Annotated in this window: 23 protein-coding genes; 16 read left to right on the forward strand and 7 right to left on the reverse strand. The window is 44.2% G+C overall.

Going from position 1 to position 24,789, the window contains the following annotated elements; genetic code table 11:
- Positions 1 to 520: 520 nt before the first annotated feature.
- The 5 genes from MSSIT_RS14980 (at position 521) to MSSIT_RS15000 (ending at position 3,723) form a co-directional block, all read left to right on the forward strand.
- Positions 521 to 772 (forward strand): hypothetical protein, encoded by a 252-nt coding sequence (locus MSSIT_RS14980; protein WP_048173389.1) that lies wholly within the window; start codon positions 521 to 523, stop codon positions 770 to 772.
- 179 nt (positions 773 to 951) lie between these two features.
- Complete coding sequence (locus MSSIT_RS14985; protein ID WP_048173390.1) at positions 952 to 1,299, forward strand: carboxymuconolactone decarboxylase family protein; 348 nt, start codon at positions 952 to 954, stop codon at positions 1,297 to 1,299.
- A 149-nt stretch (positions 1,300 to 1,448) separates the two neighbouring features.
- The gene (locus MSSIT_RS14990; protein ID WP_048173391.1) at positions 1,449 to 2,321 is read left to right on the forward strand and encodes a TrmB family transcriptional regulator; all 873 of its coding nucleotides are present in this window, start codon (positions 1,449 to 1,451) and stop codon (positions 2,319 to 2,321) included.
- A 178-nt stretch (positions 2,322 to 2,499) separates the two neighbouring features.
- On the forward strand, positions 2,500 to 3,036 hold the full coding sequence (locus MSSIT_RS14995; protein ID WP_048173392.1) for a gamma carbonic anhydrase family protein: 537 nt from the start codon (positions 2,500 to 2,502) through the stop codon (positions 3,034 to 3,036).
- Positions 3,037 to 3,240: 204 nt separating this feature from the next.
- The gene (locus tag MSSIT_RS15000) at positions 3,241 to 3,723 is read left to right on the forward strand and encodes a GyrI-like domain-containing protein (RefSeq protein WP_197080286.1); all 483 of its coding nucleotides are present in this window, start codon (positions 3,241 to 3,243) and stop codon (positions 3,721 to 3,723) included.
- An 890-nt stretch (positions 3,724 to 4,613) separates the two neighbouring features.
- Here the strand turns inward: MSSIT_RS15000 and MSSIT_RS15005 are convergent.
- From MSSIT_RS15005 to MSSIT_RS15025, 5 genes are all read right to left on the reverse strand, one after another.
- Positions 4,614 to 5,012, reverse strand: coding sequence for a cupin domain-containing protein (locus tag MSSIT_RS15005; RefSeq protein WP_048173393.1), 399 nt, complete (start codon positions 5,010 to 5,012; stop codon positions 4,614 to 4,616).
- Between the two features lie 144 nt (positions 5,013 to 5,156).
- Positions 5,157 to 5,912, reverse strand: coding sequence for an ABC transporter ATP-binding protein (locus MSSIT_RS15010; RefSeq protein WP_048173394.1), 756 nt, complete (start codon positions 5,910 to 5,912; stop codon positions 5,157 to 5,159).
- Positions 5,909 to 6,979, reverse strand: coding sequence for a FecCD family ABC transporter permease (locus tag MSSIT_RS15015; RefSeq protein WP_048173395.1), 1,071 nt, complete (start codon positions 6,977 to 6,979; stop codon positions 5,909 to 5,911). The genes MSSIT_RS15010 and MSSIT_RS15015 overlap by 4 nt, the downstream gene beginning before the upstream one ends.
- Positions 6,980 to 7,002: 23 nt before the next feature.
- Positions 7,003 to 8,178, reverse strand: a complete 1,176-nt coding sequence (locus MSSIT_RS15020; protein ID WP_048173396.1) for an iron ABC transporter substrate-binding protein — start codon at positions 8,176 to 8,178, stop codon at positions 7,003 to 7,005.
- 195 nt (positions 8,179 to 8,373) lie between these two features.
- Complete coding sequence (locus MSSIT_RS15025; protein WP_231589883.1) at positions 8,374 to 9,600, reverse strand: S-layer protein domain-containing protein; 1,227 nt, start codon at positions 9,598 to 9,600, stop codon at positions 8,374 to 8,376.
- A gap of 405 nt (positions 9,601 to 10,005) precedes the next feature.
- On the opposite strand from MSSIT_RS15025, the gene MSSIT_RS15030 reads away from it, so the two are divergent.
- A complete protein-coding gene (locus MSSIT_RS15030; RefSeq protein WP_048173398.1) occupies positions 10,006 to 11,238 on the forward strand; it encodes an acyltransferase family protein in 1,233 nt (410 codons plus the stop codon).
- A gap of 272 nt (positions 11,239 to 11,510) precedes the next feature.
- On the forward strand, positions 11,511 to 11,864 hold the full coding sequence (locus MSSIT_RS15035; RefSeq protein ID WP_048173399.1) for a hypothetical protein: 354 nt from the start codon (positions 11,511 to 11,513) through the stop codon (positions 11,862 to 11,864).
- 405 nt (positions 11,865 to 12,269) lie between these two features.
- On the opposite strand, the gene MSSIT_RS23540 is transcribed toward MSSIT_RS15035, so the two are convergent.
- Positions 12,270 to 12,425 carry a hypothetical protein gene (locus tag MSSIT_RS23540; protein ID WP_156158872.1) on the reverse strand — a complete coding sequence of 52 codons (156 nt, stop codon included), beginning with the start codon at positions 12,423 to 12,425 and terminating at the stop codon, positions 12,270 to 12,272.
- Between the two features lie 199 nt (positions 12,426 to 12,624).
- Between MSSIT_RS23540 and MSSIT_RS15040 the strand changes: the two genes are divergently transcribed.
- The 3 genes from MSSIT_RS15040 (at position 12,625) to MSSIT_RS15050 (ending at position 14,876) form a co-directional block, all read left to right on the forward strand.
- On the forward strand, positions 12,625 to 12,879 hold the full coding sequence (locus MSSIT_RS15040) for a hypothetical protein (protein ID WP_048173400.1): 255 nt from the start codon (positions 12,625 to 12,627) through the stop codon (positions 12,877 to 12,879).
- A gap of 430 nt (positions 12,880 to 13,309) precedes the next feature.
- Positions 13,310 to 14,074 (forward strand): transglutaminase-like domain-containing protein, encoded by a 765-nt coding sequence (locus MSSIT_RS15045; RefSeq protein WP_231589884.1) that lies wholly within the window; start codon positions 13,310 to 13,312, stop codon positions 14,072 to 14,074.
- A gap of 358 nt (positions 14,075 to 14,432) precedes the next feature.
- Positions 14,433 to 14,876, forward strand: coding sequence for a DUF2892 domain-containing protein (locus tag MSSIT_RS15050; RefSeq protein ID WP_048173402.1), 444 nt, complete (start codon positions 14,433 to 14,435; stop codon positions 14,874 to 14,876).
- Positions 14,877 to 15,268: 392 nt separating this feature from the next.
- Here MSSIT_RS15050 and MSSIT_RS15060 read toward each other — a convergent pair whose 3' ends face one another.
- Entirely contained in the window at positions 15,269 to 17,212 is a 1,944-nt protein-coding gene (locus tag MSSIT_RS15060; protein ID WP_231589886.1) for a heavy metal translocating P-type ATPase, read from the reverse strand.
- Positions 17,213 to 17,628: 416 nt separating this feature from the next.
- On the opposite strand from MSSIT_RS15060, the gene cfbA reads away from it, so the two are divergent.
- The 6 genes from cfbA (at position 17,629) to endA (ending at position 24,729) form a co-directional block, all read left to right on the forward strand.
- Positions 17,629 to 18,042 (forward strand): sirohydrochlorin nickelochelatase, encoded by a 414-nt coding sequence (cfbA, locus tag MSSIT_RS15065; RefSeq protein WP_315968713.1) that lies wholly within the window; start codon positions 17,629 to 17,631, stop codon positions 18,040 to 18,042.
- Positions 18,043 to 18,068: 26 nt separating this feature from the next.
- Positions 18,069 to 19,487, forward strand: a complete 1,419-nt coding sequence (gene cfbE / locus MSSIT_RS15070; protein WP_048173406.1) for a coenzyme F430 synthase — start codon at positions 18,069 to 18,071, stop codon at positions 19,485 to 19,487.
- A gap of 286 nt (positions 19,488 to 19,773) precedes the next feature.
- A complete protein-coding gene (gene cfbD, locus MSSIT_RS15075; RefSeq protein WP_048173407.1) occupies positions 19,774 to 20,886 on the forward strand; it encodes a Ni-sirohydrochlorin a,c-diamide reductive cyclase catalytic subunit in 1,113 nt (370 codons plus the stop codon).
- 104 nt (positions 20,887 to 20,990) lie between these two features.
- On the forward strand, positions 20,991 to 21,788 hold the full coding sequence (gene cfbC, locus MSSIT_RS15080; RefSeq protein ID WP_048173408.1) for a Ni-sirohydrochlorin a,c-diamide reductive cyclase ATP-dependent reductase subunit: 798 nt from the start codon (positions 20,991 to 20,993) through the stop codon (positions 21,786 to 21,788).
- Between the two features lie 59 nt (positions 21,789 to 21,847).
- Complete coding sequence (gene cfbB / locus MSSIT_RS15085) at positions 21,848 to 23,344, forward strand: Ni-sirohydrochlorin a,c-diamide synthase (protein ID WP_048173409.1); 1,497 nt, start codon at positions 21,848 to 21,850, stop codon at positions 23,342 to 23,344.
- Between the two features lie 332 nt (positions 23,345 to 23,676).
- Complete coding sequence (gene endA, locus MSSIT_RS15095) at positions 23,677 to 24,729, forward strand: tRNA-intron lyase (protein WP_048173411.1); 1,053 nt, start codon at positions 23,677 to 23,679, stop codon at positions 24,727 to 24,729.
- The last annotated feature ends 60 nt before the right edge of the window (positions 24,730 to 24,789 follow it).

Raw genomic sequence — 24,789 nt, forward strand, 5'->3', positions numbered from 1 at the left:
AACTATTTCGGATAATGCTCCAGCAAATCCCCTTTTAATTCCTAGTATATCCTGTATAACCAAAAAACTATATAATTCTATGAGAAGCATATTTTTTATGCCATTTTTGTATTACATATTCAGGAAAGAATCTCTGATTAAGAAAATATAATCATCTAAATATTTGGACGTTGGATTTCAAATTATCCATACAAAATGAAGAATCCAGAAGCAGTAGAAGTATATTTTGCTTTATCCCGGAGTGAAACAAAATCATCTCTAGCCTATACTATGTTTAAACTAGGGATAGAAGGGGGGATAAAGACTCACAAACCAGGATCGTTGAAATTCAGGTTAAAGGAGCAAAGTTAAAGGATACATATCTTGATTTTAAAAAGTGGGTGAATCCTTCCTATAACTTTCCTCTAATTAATTTCATTATTGGTATCCCTTCCTAACTGGAGGTAAAGGTAAGGATATACGAGTTAATAGGTGCAGATCTGCAGGAGTATATCCTGCTTCTCCTCAGGAAGTAAACTTAATGTATGAGTGGACAGGGGTTGTGCTTGCTGACTTCTTAAAAGCCAACGCTGACGATATAATCTCAACTCCACATTTTAACCTGAATCAATCAAATTATACCGGTGAAGTTATGGTCTGGTCCGGTAAGGAAGACCAGGATTTTAGTCAGCAGATGGCGAAATGGATTAGCAATTCAGATCCAAATTCCCGGCAAGCAATTTTCGTTGAGTTCTTAACCTCTTTACAGTATAGAAAATACCGCTCTGTATAAGCAAAAATTTGCTTCAATATATAATCAAGTTTATGAAGTAGGTTCTTTTTGAGAAAGTTATTGGAAAAATACAATCCTGTAAACCAGTCAAGGAGAATAGACTTTAGGTTTAGTAAACCTTAATATTAATAATATGCAATTTAATAAACAATAATTATACAAAAACTGGGGTTAGCTATATGGGAGAACATGAAGAATTAATTGAAAAAATGAGTGAGAAGCTGGGTTTTACCCCGCAGATTCTGGAAACCCTGGGGGAATTGGACCCTGAGTTCCTGCACAAATACAAGAGATGTGACCACAAACTGCTTTCAGACGGAGCCCTGCCTGCAAAAGTCAAGATTCTGATAGCGCTTGCTGTCGTTGCATCCAAGCAGTGTGAAAGGTGTACTGTTGTACAGATGCAGAGTGCCCTCAAGAACGGCGCTACCAAAGAGGAAATAATGGAAGTTATGGATGTCATATTCATAACCTCGGGCGCGCCTGCCGTAGCAGCCTGCAGAGATGCCCTCAAATTACTCAAATAAATTGAAATTAAGGTAAATTCAGGTTACGAACCTCTTTTCTGGTACTTTCCAATACCAGAAACTTTTTTTGCATTATGTCCCTGTATTTTTCAGGTTTCACCCTGCAGATTTTCGAAACTGCTTTAAGATATTAAAGCCCAAATTTCGGCATGCCGAATGAAAGGTTCCTGCAGGATATAGGTCTAAACGCCTATGAAGCAGCTGCTTATCTATCCCTTTTGAAACTGGGCGTTTCCGAAGCAAGCACAATCTACAGGGATTCGGAGGTTCCCTATGGAAAAATCTACTCCGTCCTTGAATCCCTTACCGGAAAAGGGGTTGTGGAGGTTCAGGCTTCAAGGCCCAAAAAATATCGGGCAGTAGACCCTGAGATCTCTTTGGACGCTATTTTTGAACGGAGAAAAGCCGAAGTCGAAAGGGAAATAGCGGTTTTGAAAGGTTCTGTTGAAGAAGCGAAACAGATCCTGAAAACTATCCCCAATCAAAAAAGAAAGGATGAAATCTTCTGGACGACCGCTATCACCGAATCCGAAATCAAAAAATTTACCGTATCCGTTTATAGCGAAGTAAAAAAATCGGTCTGCATCATTCCTCCGGTCTTCGGAATCTCCATTGTTTTCCACGCGCTTCCGGAAATAACAAAGGCTATTGACAGGGGAGTCCATATTCGGTTGCTGGCTTCCCCGCGTTTCAAAGCTCTTACCTCCATACTCTCCAATCAGGAAGAAGAAGTTCTTGAAAAACTGAAAAAAAGCCTTGACATAAGGCTGGCCCAGAATTTCCATTCCTGTTTCGGAATCGTTGACGACACCACAGTTGTCCTTTTCCAGCCCCATCCCACAGACCGGGATCGTGTCCTCTCAGTCGTAAAAATCCGGGACACCGGGTTTGCAAAAAACCTCAAAGAAGAATTTGAACTCCTCTGGAACACAGGAGAAAAGCTTGACCTTCAGGAAGAACTGGAGAGAACAGAAAACCCGGGAAATTTTTATCCCGGGAAAAGTCCTTTTGAAATAAATTAACTTAGATTGCTCAAATTAGCCCTCTGGAGCGAAAAGAATTGTTAAAAACTTGAATTAGTCCGACAGAAAAGTCCATACGTAGATGGAGCTAAAATTAAGAAACGAAATAAACAATTCCGATAAAGAACAAGATAAAGAAATAAAACAAAGATAACGCCTGAAAAGTAGAGGGATAAAAATGAGGATATATTTTAACGGGAAAACCCCGAAAATCTCAGAAACAGCTTTTGTTGCGAATTCGGCGGACATAATCGGAGATGTTGAGATAGGGAGCTTTTCAAGCATATGGTTCAATGCCGTGATAAGAGGAGACCAGAACAAAATACAGATTGGAAGCCGGACAAACATCCAGGACGGGGTGGTTATTCATGCAGACCCTGAAAACGGGGTCCAGGTTGGAAATAATGTTTCAGTCGGGCACGGGGCCGTGCTTCATGGGTGCAGGATCGAAGATAATGTGCTTGTCGGTATGAACGCAACCGTGCTGAATGGATCGGAGATCGGGAAAAATTCCATCATCGGAGCAAATGCGCTTGTGCCCCAGGGAAAGAAATTTCCACCTTACAGCCTTATTATCGGAGTCCCGGGAACGGAAAAAAGAAAGACAAACGAGGCAGAAGTTGAGGCTATAAAGGAAAATGCTGACGAGTATGTGGAGGTGGCAAAAGAGTATAGAGAAGAGATGAAGAAATTTGCTTTTTCAGCATCAAATTAAGGGGCAAAGGAAAGAGCAGAAGTAGGGGGAAACTAAGAAATATCAAAGTTAGACTTAAAAAAAGAAAGCAGAGAATTTTACAACCCATCCGCAAAAGAAGTTTCAGTCATAGATGTTCCCGAACTGAATTTTTAATGATAGACGGGAAAGGAGACACAGATACATCAAAGGAATACCAGAACGCAATAGAAGCATTGTTTTTCTGTGTCCTTCAAAGCCAAATTCATTTCCAAAAAAGAGAGCTTGCAGGATTATGCCGTAATGCCGCTTGAAGGGCCCTGGTGGGTTGAAAATACGGAGGGCTTTGATATTCAGGGTAAAATCAACTGGAAATGGACAGCAATGATAAGGAAGCCCTACTTTATCACGAACGACATTAACGACATTATAGAAAAAGCCCTCAAAGAAGTGGAAAAGAAGAAAAACCCTCCTGTCCTTTCCAGGCTAAGATTTGAAAGCCTGCATGAAGGCTTATCAGCCCAGATAATGCATATCGGCTCTTATCCTGAGGAAGAGCCTACTATTGAAAAGCTGCATAATTTCATAAAAGAGAAAGGGTATGAATTTGGCGGAAGCATATCCGGGGAGAGACACCACGAAATATATCTGAGCGATGTGCGCAGGACAAAACCGGAAAAACTTAAAACCATTATAAGACAACCCATAAAACAGAAGAAAAGAGAATGAACAGGAGAAAAAACCTTTTGATTGCAGCCTTATTGTCCCTCATAACCCTGGTTAGTCCGGGTCTATGCAGGAGACATTTATATAAGACTTGCATTATTTTCCGACACCCGGGTTCAGCCTCTGTTTGATAACTATCATTATCAGGTTATTCACATTTTTCGCTACATATATTTACAGTCTCAGATGCATGGATGGTCCATCTTTATCCGATTGACGTTTTGAAACCCCTAAATGTCAATATTTTTATTAGTTGTACCTTTCCCCTCATACACATATACTATAATTAGAAAGATATTTAATAATTGAACGCTATAATCAATTGCCAGCTTCAATAATGAACCGCCAGTTAAAATCTATATATACTCCCTATTGGATTTTATCCCTGAAGCTGGCTTGTTTCATAGATGTTTTTATTACTTTCACCAAGTTTGAGTTTTTTTAATATATTGCAAACTTACTATTTTTTCATTAAGTTAAGATTGAAATGTATAATATCAAAATGTCCGGTTTGTGGAAGTAATAATTATCACAATGTCCAGGTTCGAATTGAAGAAACAAAAAAGAATCTATCACTTAAGGACGTGAACGAAATATATATTAAAATTTGATTCTTATTATGTATATTTGATTCTTATTATGTATATTTGATTCTTATTATGTATATTTGATTCTTATTATGTATATTTGATTCTTATTATGTATATTTGATTCTTATTATGTATATTTGATTCTTATTATGTATACTTCTCTATATCTCAATTCAAGTGAGCCTGCATCGCTTGAGGGCAAATTTCAACGCTTTACTCCCAATTAAAAAAGTAAAAACGCCTGAAAGATAAGCGTTTTTATCTGCATCTTTCAGCGCTTAACGAATTCTATGTATAATAATCTTATTCCGTGGTCACGCCGTCGAATTCCGCTTCATTGGCTTCGGCTTCTTCTTTCGTGGCGCGTACGATTCCGTCCTTGTGGTGTGCCGGGGAATAGATTGTGTAGAGTTTCAGTTCTTCGGTTTCCGAAGTGTTGATGACGTTGTGCTGGGAGCCTGCGGGCACGACAATTGCAAACCCGTCACTTACAGCATATTCGTTGCCGTCAATTATACACTTGCCCTGGCCTGCCTCGAAACGGAAAAACTGGTCGTTTTCCTCATGCACTTCCATTCCGATATCTTCCATGGGCCTGAGGCTCATAAGTACCAGCTGGCTGTGCTTTGAGGTGTACAGTACCTTACGGAAATTGTTGTTTTCCAGAGTCGCTTCTTCGATATTAATTGAAAATCCTTTCATATTTTTTCATATCTGCTTAATTGTATATAGAATTATTTGTGAGAAAAATTAACGATCTTATATCATTAATTTTCCTGGCACCTTCTACTGAAGAACTGTATTGCCGCTCCGTAAATGCTCTTTTCTAAGATATTTTTCCGGTTTTCACGGGGCAGGGATCACCACAGCTATGTCCATGTAGTTCTGAATCGCCACCGGCACTCCGTATACTTCCTTTATGATTTCCGGGGTGATATCCCTTATACCTCCCGCTGCAAAAATTGTGCCGTCCTTGAGGAAGAGAAACTTGTCAGCATACCTGAATGCAAGATTAAGGTCATGCATGGTCATAATGGCAGACATATCGTCCTTCCTGACCACTTCTCTTATGGTATCCAGTATTTCCAGCTGGTTCTTAAGATCAAGGCTGCTTGTAGGTTCGTCCAGTAATAGCAGTTTCGGGTTCTGTGCAATGGCCCTTGCTATTCCTATTTTTTGCAATTCCCCTCCGCTAAGTTCGTCAATGTACCTCAATGCAAGTTCTTCAAGATGCAGTCTCTTGATGGTGGCTTCTACCAGTAACAGATCTTCAGTAGTAATTTCCCACTTTATGTGTGGAATTCTGCCAAGCAAAATAGCATCAAAAGATGTCAGCCTTGAGCATTCACAGTGCTGCGGAACATATCCCAGGCGGCGTGCAATTTCTATCTGCTCAAGTTTAAGCACATCTTCATTTTCTATCAGTATTGTGCCGCTCTTTGGTTTCAGGATGGCATTCATGCATTTTAGCAGGGTGGTTTTTCCCACCCCGTTAGGGCCCAGTATAGCCAGTATTTCATTCATCTTCAGGTGAAATTTTATGTCTCTGAGTACTTCTTTACTCCGGTACTGAAATTCCACCCCATCTACTTCCAGGATCATATTCTTCTTTCCTTAAGTATTAAGTATATAAACGTCGGGGCTCCCAAAAAAGATGTAAGTACGGCTACCGGGAGCTGATATGGCTGTATTATTACCCTGGCTGCGGTATCCGCACATAGAAGTAGCAGGGAGCCCATTACTATACTCCCTGTTATCAGAAATCGGTGATCGTCACCTATGATTCGGCGTGTCATGTGAGGGCATATAAGGCCTATGAAGCCGATAACTCCTAAAAATGCAACGATGGTAGCTGTAACAAGGGATGAGCATATCATTCCCCTCCCCCTCACCCGGTCAACATTCACACCAAGGCCTTTTGCAGTTTCGTCCCCGGCATCTATGGCATTGTATTTCCATCTGTTCAATGTGAAATATATTATAGATACCACTACTACCACAGTAATCAGTGCCAGTTCACTCCAGCTTGCCCTTGAAACGTCTCCAAAGGTCCAGAATACTATGGAAGCAAGTTGCGTATCATCGGCAAAGTACTGCAAAAACATAGTCCCGGCTGTAAAGAGAGAGCTCATGGCCACTCCTACAAGGATCATTACTTCAGGTGTGACTCCTCTGAACCTGGAAAATGCCAGGATAACGGCCGTAACAAAAAGAGAGAACCCAAATGCAACGGCAGTAGTTACATATGGGTTACTGATTGTCACAGCGTCACCAACAAGGGTGTGTGTAGCTCCTGTTCCGAGCACCATCACCGAAAAAGCCGCCCCAAAGGCTGCAGCATTGGATATGCCCAGGGTAAAAGGTGACCCCAGTGGGTTTCGAAGTATCGATTGCATTATGACCCCTGCTACGGAGAGCCCGGCACCGGCAACTATAGCTGTAAGTACCTGGGGCAGGCGGATATTCCATACTATGCTGTCCCATCGATCCGAAACACTGTGTCCTGTCAGTGTTTTCACTACCTCGAGTGGAGGTATGTTGGCAGCTCCGATCGAGATGGACATCACAAGCATTATGCATAAAAGAACAACTCCTGAAAAGATGTATGTGTTTTTCCTGCCTGTATGCTCTTTGTAACGGCATGCAATTTCGCCTTCTAATCGTTTCATCCTTTCACCGTTTTCTCAAAATTTCAGATGTCCAGTTTTGCGAATGCCGGGGTTCCGTAGACATTAATCATAGTGTTGTAGATTTCCCTGCCGAGTTCTTCATCTCCTTTGCATACAAGAAATGTGTATATCTCTATGGTCTTGTTTTCAAGGTCTACGTCCTCAAATTTATCCGGATAAAGGGTCTTTCCCGCAAAATAAGAATCTGCAAGTACTGAACCGAAATTTGTTGCGTACTGGTTGAAAGGCAATACCCCATATACGTTTCCTGACTGGACTGCCTGGAGCTGTCTATATGATTCGTCGTTCTGTAAGAGTCTGAGTCCGCTTCTGTCTTCTCCGCATTCGATAGTGTTCAGGTCAAGGAATATGATCTCGGGGTCCCATTCAATGATTTTTTCCTTTGAAACATCTGCAACATTGATATCCATGTCACCATAAGCAACATTTATTGCATTGGTGAAAAGAAATGGGGGATATGTCGGTTCTGTTGACTGGAATCCCTGTGGCCCTCCCGCACGTCCTATGCCTCCGACGTAACATGTGGGCTTGTCTTCTTCCGGTATGTCGGCAATGCGCTCTTTAAGGTCTGCTATGTTTTCGTCAAAGAAAGAAATTACTTCTTCGGCGCGCTCTTCTTTGCCTACGACTTCTCCGATTATCCTGAGACTTTCATACAGGTCTTCTTTGTTATCTGCCAAATCCCCTGTATTCACAATAACTACCGGGATACCTGTTTTCTCTTGAAGTTCAACAGGGTCAAAGCCTGTTGCGGAGTATGTCTTTATTATGACTTCGGGCAGCGGATCGAGAGAAAGTATCTTTTCAGGATCATCCATCCCTCTTGTTTCTCCAAAGACCGGATAGTCTGTGCTAAACTGAGGATTTGCAAGGGAATACGGCTTGGCATTAGATGCCGAATTGGTTGTTTCGCTTCTTTCGACTCCTATAATCTTGTCCTGTGCTTCAAGGTATGTAAGATATCTCAGGGAGCCTACGCCGGAACAAATTACATAATCCACAGATTCCGGAATCTCGACAGTTCGGCCGAGGGCATCGGTAAGAGTTCTGGTTGATGTTTCTTCCGACGTCTGAATGGTCTGGGAAGTTGACGAATTGTCCGTGCAGCCTGCAGACAGCGTGCTAACAATTAACAGAATAAATAATAGTAAGACACTCTTCCCGGAATTTTTTTGCATTTTTAATCTTCTTATATTAACGCCTCCATGTTTTTTACAAATTAAAATATATTTTTTCTGTAATGGTTGTGTGTTGATAGGATCAGGGGAATTTCTTTGCAGGTCTGAGATTTCCCCCGTCCTATCAGGGTACCGATTTGCAGAATTCATAGTTGTTTTTAACAAAGGAGCAATTCTTTCGTTTCAGAAAACGGATTAGTTTCTCCTTTTTATGAAAACCCGACAAAAAGCGATCCCATAAACCCCGGCAAGTATTTCGAAACCGGGAAGTTTTGCAGATGACTCTTTCCCTGTTTCTTCTTCAGATGGATTATTCTTATTTTCAGAGTCCTCTACTTCGGAAGCATCCGGGCTGTAATCAGAGGAAACTTCAGACCCTTTTGAATCCGGGGTTATGTTGAGACTTTCTGTATAATTCTCTGCGGATTCAGAGGCATCTTCGGCTTCGATAACCACATCCGTTGCAGGATAAAGAACGTAGCCCTTCGAAGAAGTACTGCCCTTTCCCTCATCTGAGGTCTGGAAATACCAGGAATCCGTAAAGTAATTCTTTACATCCTTATCGAGATTCAGGGTAATCGAATCGGTATTTTTGAGAACAAGCTCGTCTTCCAAAGCCTCTTTGACCTCAAAGCCCTGGTATTCATCCCCTTCTTTAATAATAAGGATATTATCTTTGTCAATAAGCCAGGTATATTTGAAGACAGCAAAAGAATCGGTAGCACTCACAAAAACAGAGTCAACATAGGTGATGAAATAGAGCTGGTCGTTTCCGTCCCCAAAGTCTGCCTTTGCAGTAAAGAACTGATTTTCAACAGTCCCGTCTGCATTAACAATTCCGGACTCCAGTTCCTCTCCGTCTTTAGACAAGGAGAACCAGACCTTGTTACCATCGACATCAACCTGGTTGACGGTCAGAGAATAGTTTTTCCCGAGGTCCCAGGTATCCCCGGCTTTTAGAACTTTTTTACCACTTCCGGGCTGGTCGATTACGAGGTTAGCAAGCTGTGTAGCATCGTTTTCCACCGCAACATAAGGTTTGCCAAACCAGGGAAGCTTGTAGTAAACCATACCTCCAAGTTCTGAAGGTGTTGTATTTGCACCAAGTCCGAGCTCGGAAACAACCTTGTACTTGTTGGGGAACTGTCTTGTAGAATACACAAGCTCATCTTCACCAATAACATGGTTTCCGGGGTTGTTTTTCCCGAGTTCGTACTGTCCATCGGTTTCGATGTACTGGAGACGTTCTCCAAACCAGTTCTCAGAGGCGACAAGATCCTTGTGTTTGTTTGCAGAATAATAAAGGCCTCCAAAAGTGGTTGAATCCCAGCAAAACTCATCCGAAGAGGTCTCGTTCGTATCAAGGGGTAGACCGGAGATGCATGGATCCGGAGCGGCAGAGCCTGAGGATGTAAGTATCATACAAACTGTAAACAAAATGAACAGTAAATGAGACAGGCTTCGATTATTGGGTTTCATACTGCAATATCACTCTTCCTCATTGCTTTTTGTAATTCTAAACGGGGACCCGCAATATCTCAATAAATTTATAATGTTATATATATAATATTTTAGCCTCTTTTGCAATATAGAAGAACATACATAAAACGCAGTTTTGAGCTAACAATTATTACCTTTTAAGATAAGGATGTCAAAAGATAGTGTTTTTATACCTCTGTACCTGATAAGCCCGGATTAAAAACTGGTTACAGTTGAATAGAAACAAATACAAAAGTTATTCCTGATTCAAATCCATCATAAGAAGAAAGAAACATAAGATAGTTGAAATATAGATGGCTGTGAAGAAGCTAAGGTGGAAGTCTCAATATGGCCGGGAAGATCACCTACCTTGATGGGCTGCGCGGTGTAGCTGCGGTTAATGTCATGATTATGCATTTCTTTGTCGCATTAGCCCCGGCGATGGTCTACGGCAGTGAAATGCCTTCACATTTCGGACAGCTTGAACTGCTTTTTTCGAACACGCCCTTCGGACTAATCGGTGCCGGCAATTTTTCGGTGTGCATCTTCTTTACCCTGAGCGGCTACGTATTAACCCAAAAGTATTTTAAAACGAAGGACAACGGAGTAATTATAAGCAGCGCAGTGCGCCGATATCTGAGATTATTTGTTCCGGTATTCGCAGCAGTCATGTTCTCGTACTTGCTGGCCTCTGCCGGGCTATACCGTTCTTATCTCGAAACTATGGCGGTTTCCGCAGGCAGCAACTACCGCGGCTACTGGGACTTTACTCCAGGCATAGTCGATGCGGTTAAAGAGGCGGTATGGGACTCGTTTTTCGTAGGCGGCAAGACTCCCTACAACCCGGTTTTATGGACGATGAATATAGAATTTTTCGGGTCAATGCTCGTTTTTGCAATGGCCTTGCTGTTCGGGTCGCTGCGGAACCGCTGGACGTTCTACCTTGCCTCAACCGTACTTTTCTTAAACTCTTATTACCTGGCTTTCATAATAGGAATGGCGTTTGCTGACACGTCCAGCAGCAAAATGCCGGTATTCAAAACCGATAATAACATTCTACTCTCTATCATCCTGGTTTCGGGGTTGTTTCTCGGGTCCTATCCTCTCAGCCCCGTAACAACCGGTTCCTTATACGCGTTTCTCAACACCGGCTTCTTCAAGACCCCGGAGGCGGCCTATCATATAATAGGTGCAGGCATGATAATGTATGTCTTATTAAACAGCCGGGGGCTGCAAGCCGTTTTTTCTTCCCCTTTGCCTTTGTTCCTCGGAAAAATATCCTATTCCCTGTATCTTGTGCATTTCCTGGTGATAAGTAGCTTCACCTGTGCCCTGTTCCTTGCCATGTACCCGGTGTTATCATACGGGGCGGCTTTTTTAATATCGTGCTTCCTGTCTGTATTTTTAATAGTCCCGTTGAGCTATCTCTTTTATAAATATGTAGACATGGCAGGTATGGAATTATCAAGGGCTTTTTACAACCGGCTGGTCAATTCTCACGCATCCGCCGGGGCCGGGCACATGAAGCAGGGACATCTGTCGAGCGTTATTTTCACAATATATAATAAAATATTCAAGTAATTCTAATTTTACAGTAATTCTAATTTTGTTATGCGACCAGAATTAAGGGAACTGGAGTAATGAGAGTGATCTTTTTCTAATTTGCTCAATGCTGGTTTCCTGAAGGTATATCAAAAATTCGCTTTCTTGCTCTTCTAAAAAGAATTGAAGCGAAAGTAAATATAAATAATAAAAAATAAATCCATTACTCAAACATAAAGTCTGCTAAAATAAGGATCTGGGCTTTTTGCTGTTCTTAAACAGTTTTTTTATATTTTTGCAGGGGGTAAAATTTGGATCAACAGAAAATTAACAAGACAATCAGAAGATTCAGTGACCTGATCGAGAGGAATAAGGATGGTCGGGCTTATTCGGATTATAAAGAAGGAATAAATGAGGGTCTGGAAATAGCTAAAGATGCTTTTGAGGAAAATGCGGAGAAATTTACTCCCTCCTCCCCGGAAGAAGACCCGGCTGCAAAGATACGGAGCCTGCAGGACAGATTTAACCTGATTATAGATACGATTGAGGTTCATAAAAAACCAAATTATTCTCAGGATCGTCTGGAAGGAATATATGAAGGGTTCAAAATGTCCAAGGAATTATTCGGGGAATGTGTAACTGAATACTATAATCCTCCCGATTGAACTATTAAAATATAATTTTTAATGGTATTCCGTTTTACCACTGTTCCTTCTATCTTCATTCCATTTTCCATATTCGAAAGAAATATCTATTAAATGAGATTGAAACTTAAATATACTCCTTACGGATAGTATACTTACTATTCGGAAACAAAAAGGATTGAAACAGAATAAAACTTATTATTCAGCAACAGATTGCCTTCTTCCTCAAAATCTTAATATTAAGGTCCGCTAAAAAACAGATATAACCCATACTGCGAAGGAAAATGACGTTTTTCGGCGATTCTGATTCGAAAGCGACCTCGAATAATGCAGGTTTTTAAATCCCTATTGGATGCCCTGATACAGACGTATGATCAACATCGTATGAATAATTCTAAAATGAGGGGTTACCCGGAGTTTGATTTATCAGTTTGAGAGCTCTGGAAAGAGGGAGATATGGATGGAATCAGTTGAAACAGCGGAAAGGCTGGGGCGCAGCCTGGATTTTTTCTCAACTTTTGCAATTTCCGAGGAAGTTAAAACGCCGTCCAAAAACCTTCCGAGAGCATTTCCTGTCAGCATTCACAGTTTCCTTTGATACTGTTCTGCGGCTTCTTTTTCGGGCAATAATTCCAGGCCCCGGAAGTGAAAATAATGAAATTATACGAATAGTATAAGGTTATATGTCCAAACATATAAAAATATTTAATCCAGAGTACAAAATGATTTTTTTTTGAGCATGCGGCTCAACAAAATGAATATTTCAATGGGGAGAAAACTAATGTCCGTGAAAATAGAATGGAAAATTTTTACAGCTGAAACCCAGAGTGACGGGACATGGAAGTCGAACAGTCCCAGCCTTGCGGAACTGCTCAATGTCATAGCCAGTCCTGCCAAAATCAAGGGTCCCACGCAGGATCTCGAATATTCTATGGCCCAGCTGGCAGTTAAGGGGCTGCCGTACTTTAAAATAACCGAGGTCACTTCAGAAAATGCAAGAGCATCAGGGAATGAAATTGGACCTCTTCAAGCTTGACGAGAGGTAATCTAACGCTTGATGTATATGGGCACATTTAATATTTAATATGTGGGGGGACCATATATGGGGATTTTATCTATTTTCCATCTGAAATGCAAATATTCTTCATCATGCTCCCAATTCCTGCCTAAAGGCAAATACTGTGAGGGGCTCGATTATCCCAAATGCGGGATATTTTTAAAACGAAAAAGGGATAAATAAATACTTTATTAAAATCAGAGTTTAATGCCGGGACTGATAAATTTGCTTTCTTATCTTTTCACTTTTTTATCTTCTCACTTAATTACTTTCTTAATTTTTATGTTTAGAGAGGTTTATTTCCCCCTATAATTTATATATTACTTCTGGAGTTGGTTTTGTGGCCTGTACGAAGGCTTTCAAATTTATATTTCTCATTATTTTTCTAGCCTCTCTGGTGGCAGGCTGTTTGGATACTGGCAGCCTTAATGGCGAGCTTGTCAGTGATGATGTGAATAAACTGCTGCCTGAGGAGACGGTTCCGGGAGAAGAGTTGAATGCTGAAGATGTAAACCTTACCGATAGCATTGAAACCGCAGATATTGTTACTTCCTCAGCCATCCCAGAAGTGCCCACGTATTCCGAAGAGAATTCAGGCTTCGTTTATCCCAGAGAATACAGGATCCTCTCCCTGAACTTCAAGAGAGCTATAGGTACAGGAGAGGAACGGATAAGAGAAGAAGTTTTCAATATCACAGGAAAAACTTCGGGATACAATATGGAAGATGCCTGTGACGTTTACAATTACGTAAACAGACAATGGGACTACAGGTATGACAAAAACGCCGAGTTTTTCTTCGGGGCATCCCAGACAATCGACAGCGGATATACGGGAGACTGCGACGACTACTCCATTGTCATGTCTGCCCTGCTGGAAAATATGGGCTTCAATACAAGGGTAGTTACGGCATATAACGAGTCTTACGGGCATGCTTATCCCGAACTTTACATAGGAGACGACATGGAGACGGCTTACGCCATACTGGATTATATCGCAGAGCGGTATCCTTATGCCGAAAATGTCTGGTACTCGGAAAGAGAGCTTGAAGACAGACAAACGCAGTACTGGCTCAACTTCGATTGGAGCGGGTCAAACGGGTACAGACATCCGGGAGGCGAATACTTCCGTGGGGCATATATTATATATTACCCGAACGGCCTGATCGAGTTCTGAAGCGAGAAAGATGCAGTTTTTTCTCTGCTTTTTCCCCATCCGGAGATACCTGATTAACCGTTTTATCTCTCCCGGAATCCGGGAGAGAATCATTCATTTTTTCTCTCCCCTGCGCTGCGCAGAGTACGGACGGGCCGGCAGCCGGATAAAAAATGACCTGAAACCGACATCGCAATTGAGATATTAATCTTTTTGGTTCTTGTTCTTACCCACTTTTTCATCTGGGAAAATGAATCTCGAATAAATTTTTATGATTAATTTTATATGGCCATACCTCCACTCGTTTAATAACAGGCTTGAATAGCAGGCAGTTCCCATAAAGGTTAAAACAGTTATCAGAGGGGGGAATTTTTCATTGATGACCGATTTTGGAGAACTTGTTAGGGGAGACAGGGTAAGAGCCCATACGTCTCCTGAAATTAATGAGGCAATCGACTGCGAAATTGCAGCATCGGTCCGGTTCTATGCAAGCAAGACATATTACGAGATTTCAAAAAGGATCGAAGAGCTGGATAATGAATGGGATATAGGACGTTTCATAGAATTTCGTGCGGGGGTAGTTTCCATAATTGGAGTAGTACTCGGGTTTAAAAAGAGCAAGAAATGGTTTATCCTGCCTTTAATAGCCGGAACTTTCCTGCTTCAATATGCCATACAGGGCTGGTGCCCTCCGGTACCCCTGCTCCGAAGGTTCGGGATCCGTACAAAACAGGAAATTGACGTGGAAAAATATGCCCTGAAAGCTCTGCGCGGGGACTTTGACAGGGTTGCTTCTCAGGAAAGTGAACCCCGCGGAGAGTAAGCGGTCAGAGGCAGTAAAGGCTTTTAAGATTGCCGGTTATATACATGCTGGGGAAAGGAAAACAAGGTGAAGAAAAAAGCGGGGGAAGGAAAGAGTAATATGCCTGCGGATACCCGGGAACGGTTCTCACAAGAGCTTATTCCGAGCCGGTAAAAGCCCGGATCTGAAATAAGGGCATTTTTTGAAGCTTTTTTTGAAGCCTTTTTTTCTGACTTAATTTTATTCATAAAATACAGCTTTGTAGAAATTCTGTTTATTCAAAAAATATAAATGATTTATGACTGAGGGGAGAAGGAGTTGGATTTCAGTGATTCAATAAATCTCTACCTCTGTCTGTTAGGGAGAATTCTTACAAAGCTAAAAATAGTTTCTAACTTTTTTTCCATTCTCCCTCAATCTTTTGGTTCGTATGTAATCAGCCTTGCTGAATTCATTATCACCGGAATTGAGGAGAGTTCGTGTAATAATGCTCCGGTTATCGGGGTAAGTATCCCCGGTATAGTTAATACGACTGCCACGGAGAGGACACTAAGTGAAAAAGCAACGTTTTGCCAGATAGTCTTTATAGCTTTCCTCGAGATGTTTATGAGGTATGAAATTTTTAAGAGGTCATCGGATAGCAGTCCGACTTCTGCTGTCTCTATTGCCACATCTGTCCCCGTAAGTCCCATGGCTACCCCGACATCAGCCGTTACAAGTGCCGGGCCGTCATTTACTCCGTCACCTACGAATATGACTTTATGGCCTTCCAGCTGTAGACGTTTTACGATTTCTACCTTTTCTTGAGGCATTACTTCGGCATGTACCTCGTCTATACCAAGGATTTTAGCTATCCGTTCCGCAACCGCTTTGCTATCCCCGGTGACCATTATCGTCTTGATTCCCAGTTTGTGAAGATCCTTAACGGACTTTTCTGATTCCGGTCTGATTTTATCCTCAAATATTAACAATCCGGCAATTTCATTGTCGATTCCCATCAGAACGGCATTGTGTCCCGATTGAGATTGCTTTGCAATGTTTTCTTCGACTTTGTCGGAAATCGAGAAATCCAATCCGGATATTTGTTTAGGGCTGCCTATGAAGATGTTTTTTCCGCTGGTTTTAACGTTTATACCGACGCCGGATACGGATTCAAAAAATTCGGGGTCCGGAACCGGGAATCCCTTTTCTTCTGCGGCTCTTACAACAGCTTTTCCAAGCGGATGCTCGCTAAATTTTTCTGCGGTAGCTGCCAATAACAACAGATCGTTTTCATCGTTGTTTTTCAGGGGTATGATTCCGGAAAGCTTTGGTTCCCCGTGGGTCAGTGTCCCTGTTTTATCAAAAATAACGGTATCTATCCCGGCCATGGATTCTACGGTAGCTCCTTTTTTAATGAGGTTGCCCCTTAGCGCTGCGTTACCAACCGAGGCTACCAGTGCCGTAGGGGTAGCAAGTACCATTACGCACGGGCAAAAGACGATTAGCATGGTTATTGCTCGTGTCAGGTCCCCACTCCACCACCAGAGCAGGCCGCCTAAGATAATTGCAGTAGGGGTGTAGACCTTAGCATGCCGATTCAGGAGCCTTTCTATTTTTGGCTTCTGAGTCTGCGCTTCCTCAATCAAACGGTGGATTTGTCCGAGAGTCGTTTCTTTTCCTACTTTGGTGGCCAGTATTTCCATTGCTCCCGTTTCGTTAAGGGTTCCTGCAAAAACCGTATCTCCGGATTGTTTCTCAACAGGCAGGCTTTCTCCGGTAATAGCAGCCTGATTTACCGAAGCAGTACCTGAAAGGATGGTTCCGTCAACAGCAATCCGTTCCCCGGACTTTACCAGAATCGTATCTCCGACCTGGACATCTTCAAGCGAAACTACAATATCATGTCCGTCACGTCTGACAGTGACTCTGTCAGGCAATAGTTTTGCCAGAGATTCAAGCGCCTTTCCTGCTCTCGCGGAAACAAGTTCTTCCAGCATACCCCCCAGAAGCAAAAGCACGGCTACGACAGCAGCAGCTGAATACTGCCCGATGGCAATAGCAGCAATTGTTGCGATGGTAACGGGGATATCAGCCGTAAAGTCTCTTTCTTTAACCCCCTGGTAAGCAGACCACCATATAAATGATGATCCGATCAATGCGGATAATAGATATAACCAGTTACCCTCATCCGTAGAATTGCTGTCTGAAAGCATATTTTGCGGATAAGCAACTATTGCTATTATCAGAATAAGCCCGCTTGCCATAGTGAATAACGTTCCGGGATCAAGTAAAAAATCCCGGTAACGGGTAATAAGGCTCCGGATATTCTTTTCTTTTGAATTTTTGTAAGCGTTTTCCGTCATTGTATCTACCAAACAAATTAAATTCTGATATTTTAATAGCTATAAATATGGGTAACATAAAACAATTGCGATTTAATACTAAATATGAAAAATCAACTTTATTTGTGTTAAGTCAACTCAACTTTGGTTTGTACATATCCTGCAGTGAGCTCTGGGTATCAGGCGGAAATGAAAAACTGAAAGCTCAGGCGGAAATTAAAACAGAACACTGAGAGTTAGCTTGATTGTGGATACTTAACATCGGAATAATTATAGCAACTATGGATTTGGTTCCGATCTCTCAAAACTTTCTCCCGTTGTTTCTTTTTTTCAAAAAGGTTATATCATATAAATCCTAACTATGTTAATCTCATAGATGTTACAAATTCGAAGAATTGTGTTAAACACAATCCGAATAAACATAGTCCGAATAACCGCTTTAAGTTTAGATTAAAAATGAGGTTTTAAAAATGACTGAGAAACTCGGAATCCTGGCCATCGGCCACGGGAGCAAGCTTCCTTACAACAAGGAAGTAGTCAGCCAGATCGCAGATTACATCGCCCAGAAGCACAGCGATGTCGTTGTCAGAGCAGGGTTTATGGAAAACAGTGAACCGACCCTGGAAGAAGCAATTTCAGGCTTTGCAGGTACAGGTGTAACAAAGATTGCAGCAGTACCGGTCTTCCTGGCCTCGGGTGTCCACATCACAAAGGATATCCCCGGAATCCTAAGTCTGGACGAAAAAGGCTGTGGAACTCTTAATATCGATGGAAAGGACGTTCCTCTCTGTTACGCAAAGCCCCTCGGCGCCGACGAACTGATTGCAGACCTCGTTTTCAAAAGGGTTCAGGAAGCCCTGTGATTTAAGGCTCAGGGTCCGGTATTATCATGGGCCTGTTCCGGAAGAAGCTCGCCGTGCTTGACCTGACCCACGGCGGGATTCCTATCGCAAAAAAACTCACAGCTCTGGGAAATGAGGTTTCCGGAGTAGACGTTTACGGAACCGTGGATCAGGCGCTGCTCGGGGAGCTTGAGGAAAAGTACGGCATACGCTGTTCAAAAACTCCTCTCCCCGTGTCAGAGTTCGATCTTCTGATAGCGCCCGTACACCTGGACCCTGCCTATCCCATGCTTACGGAAGCCAGGTCCGAAGGAAAAACTGTTCTCTCACACCACGAAACAGTAGGACAAATCCTGCAGGCCGACCCCAGGCTTTCGGATATCAAAATAGTTGAGATAACAGGCGTAAAAGCAAAAACAAGCACAGCGTCTCTACTCGCCGACATGCTTTCCCGCAACTTCAAGGTCGTGCTCCATACCTCTCGCGGGCTTGAAGCCTGGAAAGAAGGCATTCCTTTTCTTATTCACAGGGGCCTGAGCATTACTCCGGGAAGTATCCTGACAGCCATTGAAAAAAGCTTTGAGTCAGGAATCCGGCCTGAATTCTTCATCTTTGAAATTTCTATAGGAGCTACGGGTACCGCTGACCTTGGGATCCTGACAACCCTTTCCCCTGATTACGGGATTGCAAACAACACTTCCCTTGCAAGCGATGCAAAACTTCAGCTTGTCCTGAACGCCAGGCCCGGGAGCACCCTTCTTCTCAATGCCGGGGCAGAAAAAGCCCTTGAGGCTGCGAAAGGGAGTCGGGCAAAAGTTCTAACCTTCAAGGACCCTCTTTATGCAGAGACTCAGGTAAAGCTGTCTGATGCTCCCGATTTTGTTTTGGAAACCGCATTCGGGACTGAGAAAGACTCGATCCTTCATTTTCTCCGCAGAGAGGAAGAGCTTTTTTCAGTTTCCCTGTGTCCGGGATATAACAGTTCGGCATACAGGACAGCTTTTGTTGCAGCATCTGCAGCCGCTCTCGAACTAGGGGTTTGCCGGGAAGCTGTTGTTTCGGTGCTTGAAGAGTTCAGGGGACTTTCGGGCAGGATGCAGGAAAAGGAGCTTAACGGGGTTGCCCTGGTTGATAACTCCAATTCCGGAATGGACATCCTTTCTGCAGAAAAAGCTCTTGAATACGCTCTCCTGAAGAAAAAGGACGAAAAAAAGGGAAGTATAATCCTTGTCCTGGGAGAAGAAGCCTCTCAGGTTTGTGAAGGTCTGCCTCCTGTCTCAGTGCAGGGGTTTTTAGAAAAGTTCGGTACGAAGTGCAGGCATATTATACTGGTGGGTGAGAGAATGAAAGCAGTAGCTGCTGAAAATGTCTCTTATGCAGGCAGCCTTCAGGAAGGGCTCCAGAAGGCTTCGGAACTTGCAGGCGCAGAAGACATGATTCTCTCATCAGTGAAATGTTTCCGTTAAGTAATGTCCCCAACGATGATCTTGTTCCTTCGAAAATCCTCTTTCCGGCTCTGAAATACCGGCAAGAATTTCGGGTCTGGCTGAGGACTTTTCTCCGGAAATTTATGATACAATTTTATACAGGGTCTTCCAATCTGTATTCGTTTCCATTGCTTGTTTAACTTTCAACTTATCCCGCTTCCGGATACCTTCTTCCAGTTCAGGCGGGGTTTACAGTCCTGCGAGATTCCGGAATCTCCCGGGTAAAACCCGTATCACATTCGTATAATCAAAAAGAGGATTCGTAATGGCTCAAAAAGAGATCTCAATCATTCACCCCCGCCCGAGTTCGATCGTTGCGGCTCTTTATACCCTAAGGGATTTAAACGTTGATGTTGCAATCCTGCACGGTCCCCCCGGCTGCTCCTTTAAACATGCAAGGCTGCTTGAAGAGGACGGGATCCGTGTGGTCACCACGGGGCTTGACGAGAACAGCTTTGTTTTCGGTGGGCATGACCGGCTTGTGGAAGTTATCAACAAGTCAATCGAACTCTTCAACCCTAAAATCCTGGGGGTTGTCGGCACCTGCGCCAGCATGATTATCGGAGAGGAAATGCACGACGCCGTGCTTGAAGCAAATCCGGACATCCCGGTTATCGAAGTCGAAGTGCATGCAGGCTACCACAACAACACAAGAGGCGTGCTCTTTGCCCTCGAATCGGCCCTTGATGCCGGGATAATTGATTATAAAGAATTCGAACGCCAGGAATACCTACTTTCGAAAGCCACAGAGGTCGAAAAGAGGTATGGAGCTGCAAGCAAGGAGTACCTTGCCCCTTCCAGGGGCGATCTCAAATATAAGGTTGCAAAGCGATTGGTGGAGCTTCTTAGGGAAGGCAAGAAAGGGCTCGTCATAATGAACGCCAAGAAAGAAACCGGCTACATGTTTGCAGACATCACCCTTGCGGTAAATGAGGTTGCATCCATGCTCGGGAAAAAGGAAAACCTGGTCAATATGGCAAACATCGACCCCGAACTCGGGCTTCCGCGGGTCAGGCAGCATGCCGAATTCATTATGCGGGACTTCATAGCCCACGGGGTTGAGATCCATGAAATCATCGGTGGCATGGATGAGTATCCTATAGCCGGGGAAAAGGTCAGCAAACTTATCAAGGAAAAATACAGTGATTACGATTTTGCGGTTATCACGGGCGTTCCTCATGCAATCCCCATGGAGAACCTGCAGCACATGGAACTGGTCTCGGTTACTAACGGGCCAAGACAGGTCCTGCCCTTAAAAGAGATGGGGCACGAGCATGTCCTGGTTGAAATCGACCTCCACCCAAAAACCCTCGGAGTCAGCAAAATCGTGGAATCCGAGTTCGGAGCCACATTAAGGGAAGTTGCAAAGGAAACCTGAAAGGAAAAGTGTCAGGGCAAAAGCCGGGATTCGGATAAAGTAGAATCGTCAGGATAAAATCAGGGAACAATACAGGAGAATTTAGATCACGGGAGGAAGATCCTTTGAAAAAACAAAAGATCGTTGCAATTTACGGAAAAGGCGGCATAGGCAAGTCAAGTACGGCATCAAACGTTGCAGCTGCCTGTGCGGAAACGGGGAAGAAGGTCATGATCATAGGCTGTGACCCCAAAAGCGATTCGTCCATCACCCTCCTCAGAGGCAGAAGAATCCCGACAATCCTCGACCTCCTCCGAGAGGGAGTGGATATACAGGAAAAAGATGTGGTCTTTGAAGGGTATGCAGGGGTTAAATGCGTGGAAGCCGGAGGTCCCGAACCCGGGATAGGCTGTGCAGGACGCGGAATTATCGTTGCAATCCAGAAACTTAAGAGCATTTCCGGAGACCTCCTTAAAGAACAGGACCTCATAATCTACGATGTGCCGGGAGACATTGTCTGCGGTGGCTTTGTTGCTCCTGTCAGGAAGGGTTACGTAAATGAGGCCTACGTCCTGACCTCCGGAGAGTACATGCCCCTCTATGCGGCAAATAATATCTGCAAAGGGCTTTCCAAGATTGGGATGCCACTTAGCGGGGTTATCTGCAACTCAAGGAATGCAAGCCGGGAAGAAGAGATTGTCGGGAAGTTTTCCGAGGAAATCGGAAGCCAGCTGATGGCTTTCATCCCGAAGCGGCAGGTGGTGCAGGACTGCGAAAGGGATGGTTATTCCGTTATGGAAAAAGCTCCGGACTCCGACATTGCCGAGGTCTACCGCCAGCTCGGAAAAGCAATCCTTACAAACGAAAAGAAGGTCATGGCATCCCACCTGAGCGATGAGCGGTTAAGGGAAATGACAAAGTAAACCGGAATAACTACCTGTGCTACAGTAAACGGAGAAAACAGATAAGGGGTATTGAGAGTATGTCCCACAGCAAACAACCCGGCGGAAAAGATGCGGGGAGAATTCCCAGAGTCCTTATTTCCGCAGACCGTTCCTCTTCAGGCAAGACCACGATTTCCATGGGGCTTATGGCTGCCCTTGTTTCAAGAGGGTACAAAGTCCAGCCCTTCAAGGTCGCGCTTGACTATATCGATCCCAGTTATCATACAGAAATCACGGGCCGGTTCTGCCGGAACCTTGACGGCTACCTGATGGACGAGAACGGAATTCTTGATGTCTACTCCCATGCCTGTGAAACCGGTGGCGGGGCGGATATTGCAATTATCGAAGGCGTTCGGGGGCTTTACGAAGGTTTTGAAGGCCTCAGCGACCTCGGGAGTACTGCCCAGATTGCAAAAATCCTCAAATGCCCCGTGGTTTTCGTAATCAATGCCCGCAGCATTACCCGCTCCGCGGCAGCCCTTATAGGCGGCTATAAGAATTTCGACCCTGATGTGGAAATTGCAGGCGTAATCCTGAATAACATCGGAGGCCGCCGCCACGCACAGAAGGCAAAAGAGGCAATAGAACACTATACTGGCGTGCCGGTTATAGGGATTATCCCCAGAGACCCCTCCATGCAGATTTCCATGCGCCACCTCGGACTTATGCCTGCGCTTGAAGGCAGGAGGCGGCTTGGGGACGGAGGGTTTGAGGACAGGCTCCGGGGTATTGAAGAGATCATCAATAAAGGGATTGATGTGGACCGCTTCCTGGAAATTGCAGGGAGTGCAAAACCCCTGACAAGCCCCGAAAACAGTATCTTTTTCCCTGCTGCCGGGGCAGGCTCTCTCAGGCCGAGAATCGGCATTGCCCTTGATGAAGCTTTCAACTTTTACTACCGCGACAATATCGACCTGCTTGAACTTGCAGGTGCGGAGATAGTTTACTTCAGCCCGGTAAATGACCCTGAGATCCCTGATGTGGACGGTCTTTATATCGGAGGTGGTTACCCCGAACTTTTTGCCGCCGAAATCGAAGCCAATGGGTCCATGCGAAGAAGCATCAAAGAAGCTTCGGCTGCAGGGATGCCAATATATGCCGAGTGCGGAGGGCTCATGTACCTTACGGAAAAAATCAGTACCGGAGTCCCCGGGAAAGGCACATACCACGATGCTTCGATGCCCGAATCCACCTATGCAATGGTCGGGGCGCTTCCCGGGCATACGATCATGGGGCAGACAAGGGTAGTCAGCTACAATATCGGGACCCTTGACCGGGACTGCCTTATCGGAAAGAAAGGCAACAGCTTCAAGGGACATGAGTTCCACCACTCCGAAATCCGGGAAATCCCCGAAGATGCGGAGTTTGCAATAGCTCTTTTGCGGGGCACCGGGATAAAAGGCGATAGGGACGGGCTTATTGTCGGAAACACCCTTGGTTCTTATGCCCACCTGCACGGAGTTGCATACCGGGAACTTGCAGGTTCGTTTGTCGAAGCTGCCAGGAAGTTCAGGGCTTCAAGGACTCCCCGATAAAAATCCCGGTAAAAATATAACTCTCAGGCTTATCTTGAAGCCTTGCTCTTGAAGGCTGCGCTTTCATACCTGCGCTTTCAAATTTGCACCTCAGGGGCTGCCTTGAAAGCCTGCACCCGTATTTGCAGCTCTGCCCCGGCGGGTCGAAAAAACAATATTATATTAGGCCGGATTATTACACAGCGGTTAAAGACCGGCTTATACAGGTCGGATTATTCAAAGTAAGAAAGATAAACCAGATTGTTACAAAGCAGACTGTTAGAATCCGGAATCTTACAAAATAGATTCCTGCAAAACTTATTTTCATTCTATTTTCTTCTCAGGTGAACCTATTGAAAACACAACTTGAAGGAGACCGGATCCTTGCCGGAAAGGAAGCGGTTGCCGAACTTTACAAAACAGGTTATTTCGGGCGGCCCAGGGAGGACGGGCTTGAGCTCTCCCTTGTGGAAGCCGCATACCTCCAGTCCAGAGGAAAAATCGAGATAGAGCTTGAAGGAAAAAAGCTTGATTTCAGGGCTTTTTTCGAGCAGGCTTCTCTGAGGCAGCCGAATTTCGAGCTGAAGTATATCGTATATAAAGACCTCAAAGAGCGGGGATATTATGTCCAGCCTTCGGCTGCGGACTTCAGGGTCTACCCCAGAGGCAGCCATCCAGGGAAAAGTGCGGCAAAAATCTTTGTCCATGTCCTGTCGGAAAGGCAGCCCCTTCCCGTAAAGCTCTTGCAGGATTCGGTCATCTCGGCAGAAAACGTGCACAAGCAGTTTATCCTGGCCGTCGTGGATGAAGAAAGCGACCTGACCTTCTACGAGATTAAAACCGCTGCTCCTCAGGGAGAGATGTCTGAACCCTACCCCTCAGTCAAAACCGATGCGACTTTCCTCGAAGACAGGGTAATCGCCTGGGATGCTGAGACTTCCGGGGCTCTTTATGCCAGGGGTTTCTACGGGAAAATGCTCGATCCTGAAAGGTTGCAGCTCTCCCTTGTTGAGTCCCTCTTCCTCTTTTCGCGAAAGGTTATAGTCGTCAGGGACAGGAAAGGCAAGGTCTTCTCCTTTGATGAATTTGTTGAGAAAGCCTCGGAAATCGAAAGTTCTTTCCTGCGGAAATACTGTGCATATAAAGCTCTGCGAGACTCGGGGCACGTGGTCAAGACCGGCTTTAAGTTCGGGACCCATTTCAGGGTCTACAGGAAAGTCGAGTCCATAGAAAAAATTCCCCACTCCGAGTATCTCGTAAACGTAATTCCCTCTGATTACGAATTCAGGCTTCCGGTTTTGTCCGGGGCTGTCAGGCTTGCAAACAGCGTGCGCAAAAGAATGCTCTTTGCAGTTGAGAAAGGGGAAGAAGTCGAGTACCTGGACATCGGCAGGGTCAAGATGTGATTCTGTACCGTGGTTACATATGCGGTTTTATAATAGGGTCAGAGGGTATGATGCGATTAT

Source organism: Methanosarcina siciliae T4/M, from assembly GCF_000970085.1.
GTDB classification, from domain to species: Archaea; Halobacteriota; Methanosarcinia; order Methanosarcinales; family Methanosarcinaceae; genus Methanosarcina; species Methanosarcina siciliae.

What these genes read in the sequence shown, in the direction of transcription:
- MSSIT_RS14980 (WP_048173389.1), top strand. Translation starts at nt 521, where the DNA reads ATGTATGAGTGGACAGGGGTTGTGCTTGCTGACTTCTTAAAAGCCAAC.
- MSSIT_RS14985 (WP_048173390.1), top strand. Translation starts at nt 952, where the DNA reads ATGGGAGAACATGAAGAATTAATTGAAAAAATGAGTGAGAAGCTGGGT.
- MSSIT_RS14990 (WP_048173391.1), top strand. Translation starts at nt 1,449, where the DNA reads ATGCCGAATGAAAGGTTCCTGCAGGATATAGGTCTAAACGCCTATGAA.
- MSSIT_RS14995 (WP_048173392.1), top strand. Translation starts at nt 2,500, where the DNA reads ATGAGGATATATTTTAACGGGAAAACCCCGAAAATCTCAGAAACAGCT.
- MSSIT_RS15005 (WP_048173393.1), bottom strand. Translation starts at nt 5,012, where the DNA reads ATGAAAGGATTTTCAATTAATATCGAAGAAGCGACTCTGGAAAACAAC.
- MSSIT_RS15010 (WP_048173394.1), bottom strand. Translation starts at nt 5,912, where the DNA reads ATGATCCTGGAAGTAGATGGGGTGGAATTTCAGTACCGGAGTAAAGAA.
- MSSIT_RS15015 (WP_048173395.1), bottom strand. Translation starts at nt 6,979, where the DNA reads ATGAAACGATTAGAAGGCGAAATTGCATGCCGTTACAAAGAGCATACA.
- MSSIT_RS15020 (WP_048173396.1), bottom strand. Translation starts at nt 8,178, where the DNA reads ATGCAAAAAAATTCCGGGAAGAGTGTCTTACTATTATTTATTCTGTTA.
- MSSIT_RS15025 (WP_231589883.1), bottom strand. Translation starts at nt 9,600, where the DNA reads ATGATACTTACATCCTCAGGCTCTGCCGCTCCGGATCCATGCATCTCC.
- MSSIT_RS15030 (WP_048173398.1), top strand. Translation starts at nt 10,006, where the DNA reads ATGGCCGGGAAGATCACCTACCTTGATGGGCTGCGCGGTGTAGCTGCG.
- MSSIT_RS23540 (WP_156158872.1), bottom strand. Translation starts at nt 12,425, where the DNA reads ATGCTGACAGGAAATGCTCTCGGAAGGTTTTTGGACGGCGTTTTAACT.
- MSSIT_RS15040 (WP_048173400.1), top strand. Translation starts at nt 12,625, where the DNA reads ATGTCCGTGAAAATAGAATGGAAAATTTTTACAGCTGAAACCCAGAGT.
- MSSIT_RS15050 (WP_048173402.1), top strand. Translation starts at nt 14,433, where the DNA reads ATGACCGATTTTGGAGAACTTGTTAGGGGAGACAGGGTAAGAGCCCAT.
- cfbE (WP_048173406.1), top strand. Translation starts at nt 18,069, where the DNA reads ATGGGCCTGTTCCGGAAGAAGCTCGCCGTGCTTGACCTGACCCACGGC.
- cfbD (WP_048173407.1), top strand. Translation starts at nt 19,774, where the DNA reads ATGGCTCAAAAAGAGATCTCAATCATTCACCCCCGCCCGAGTTCGATC.
- cfbB (WP_048173409.1), top strand. Translation starts at nt 21,848, where the DNA reads ATGTCCCACAGCAAACAACCCGGCGGAAAAGATGCGGGGAGAATTCCC.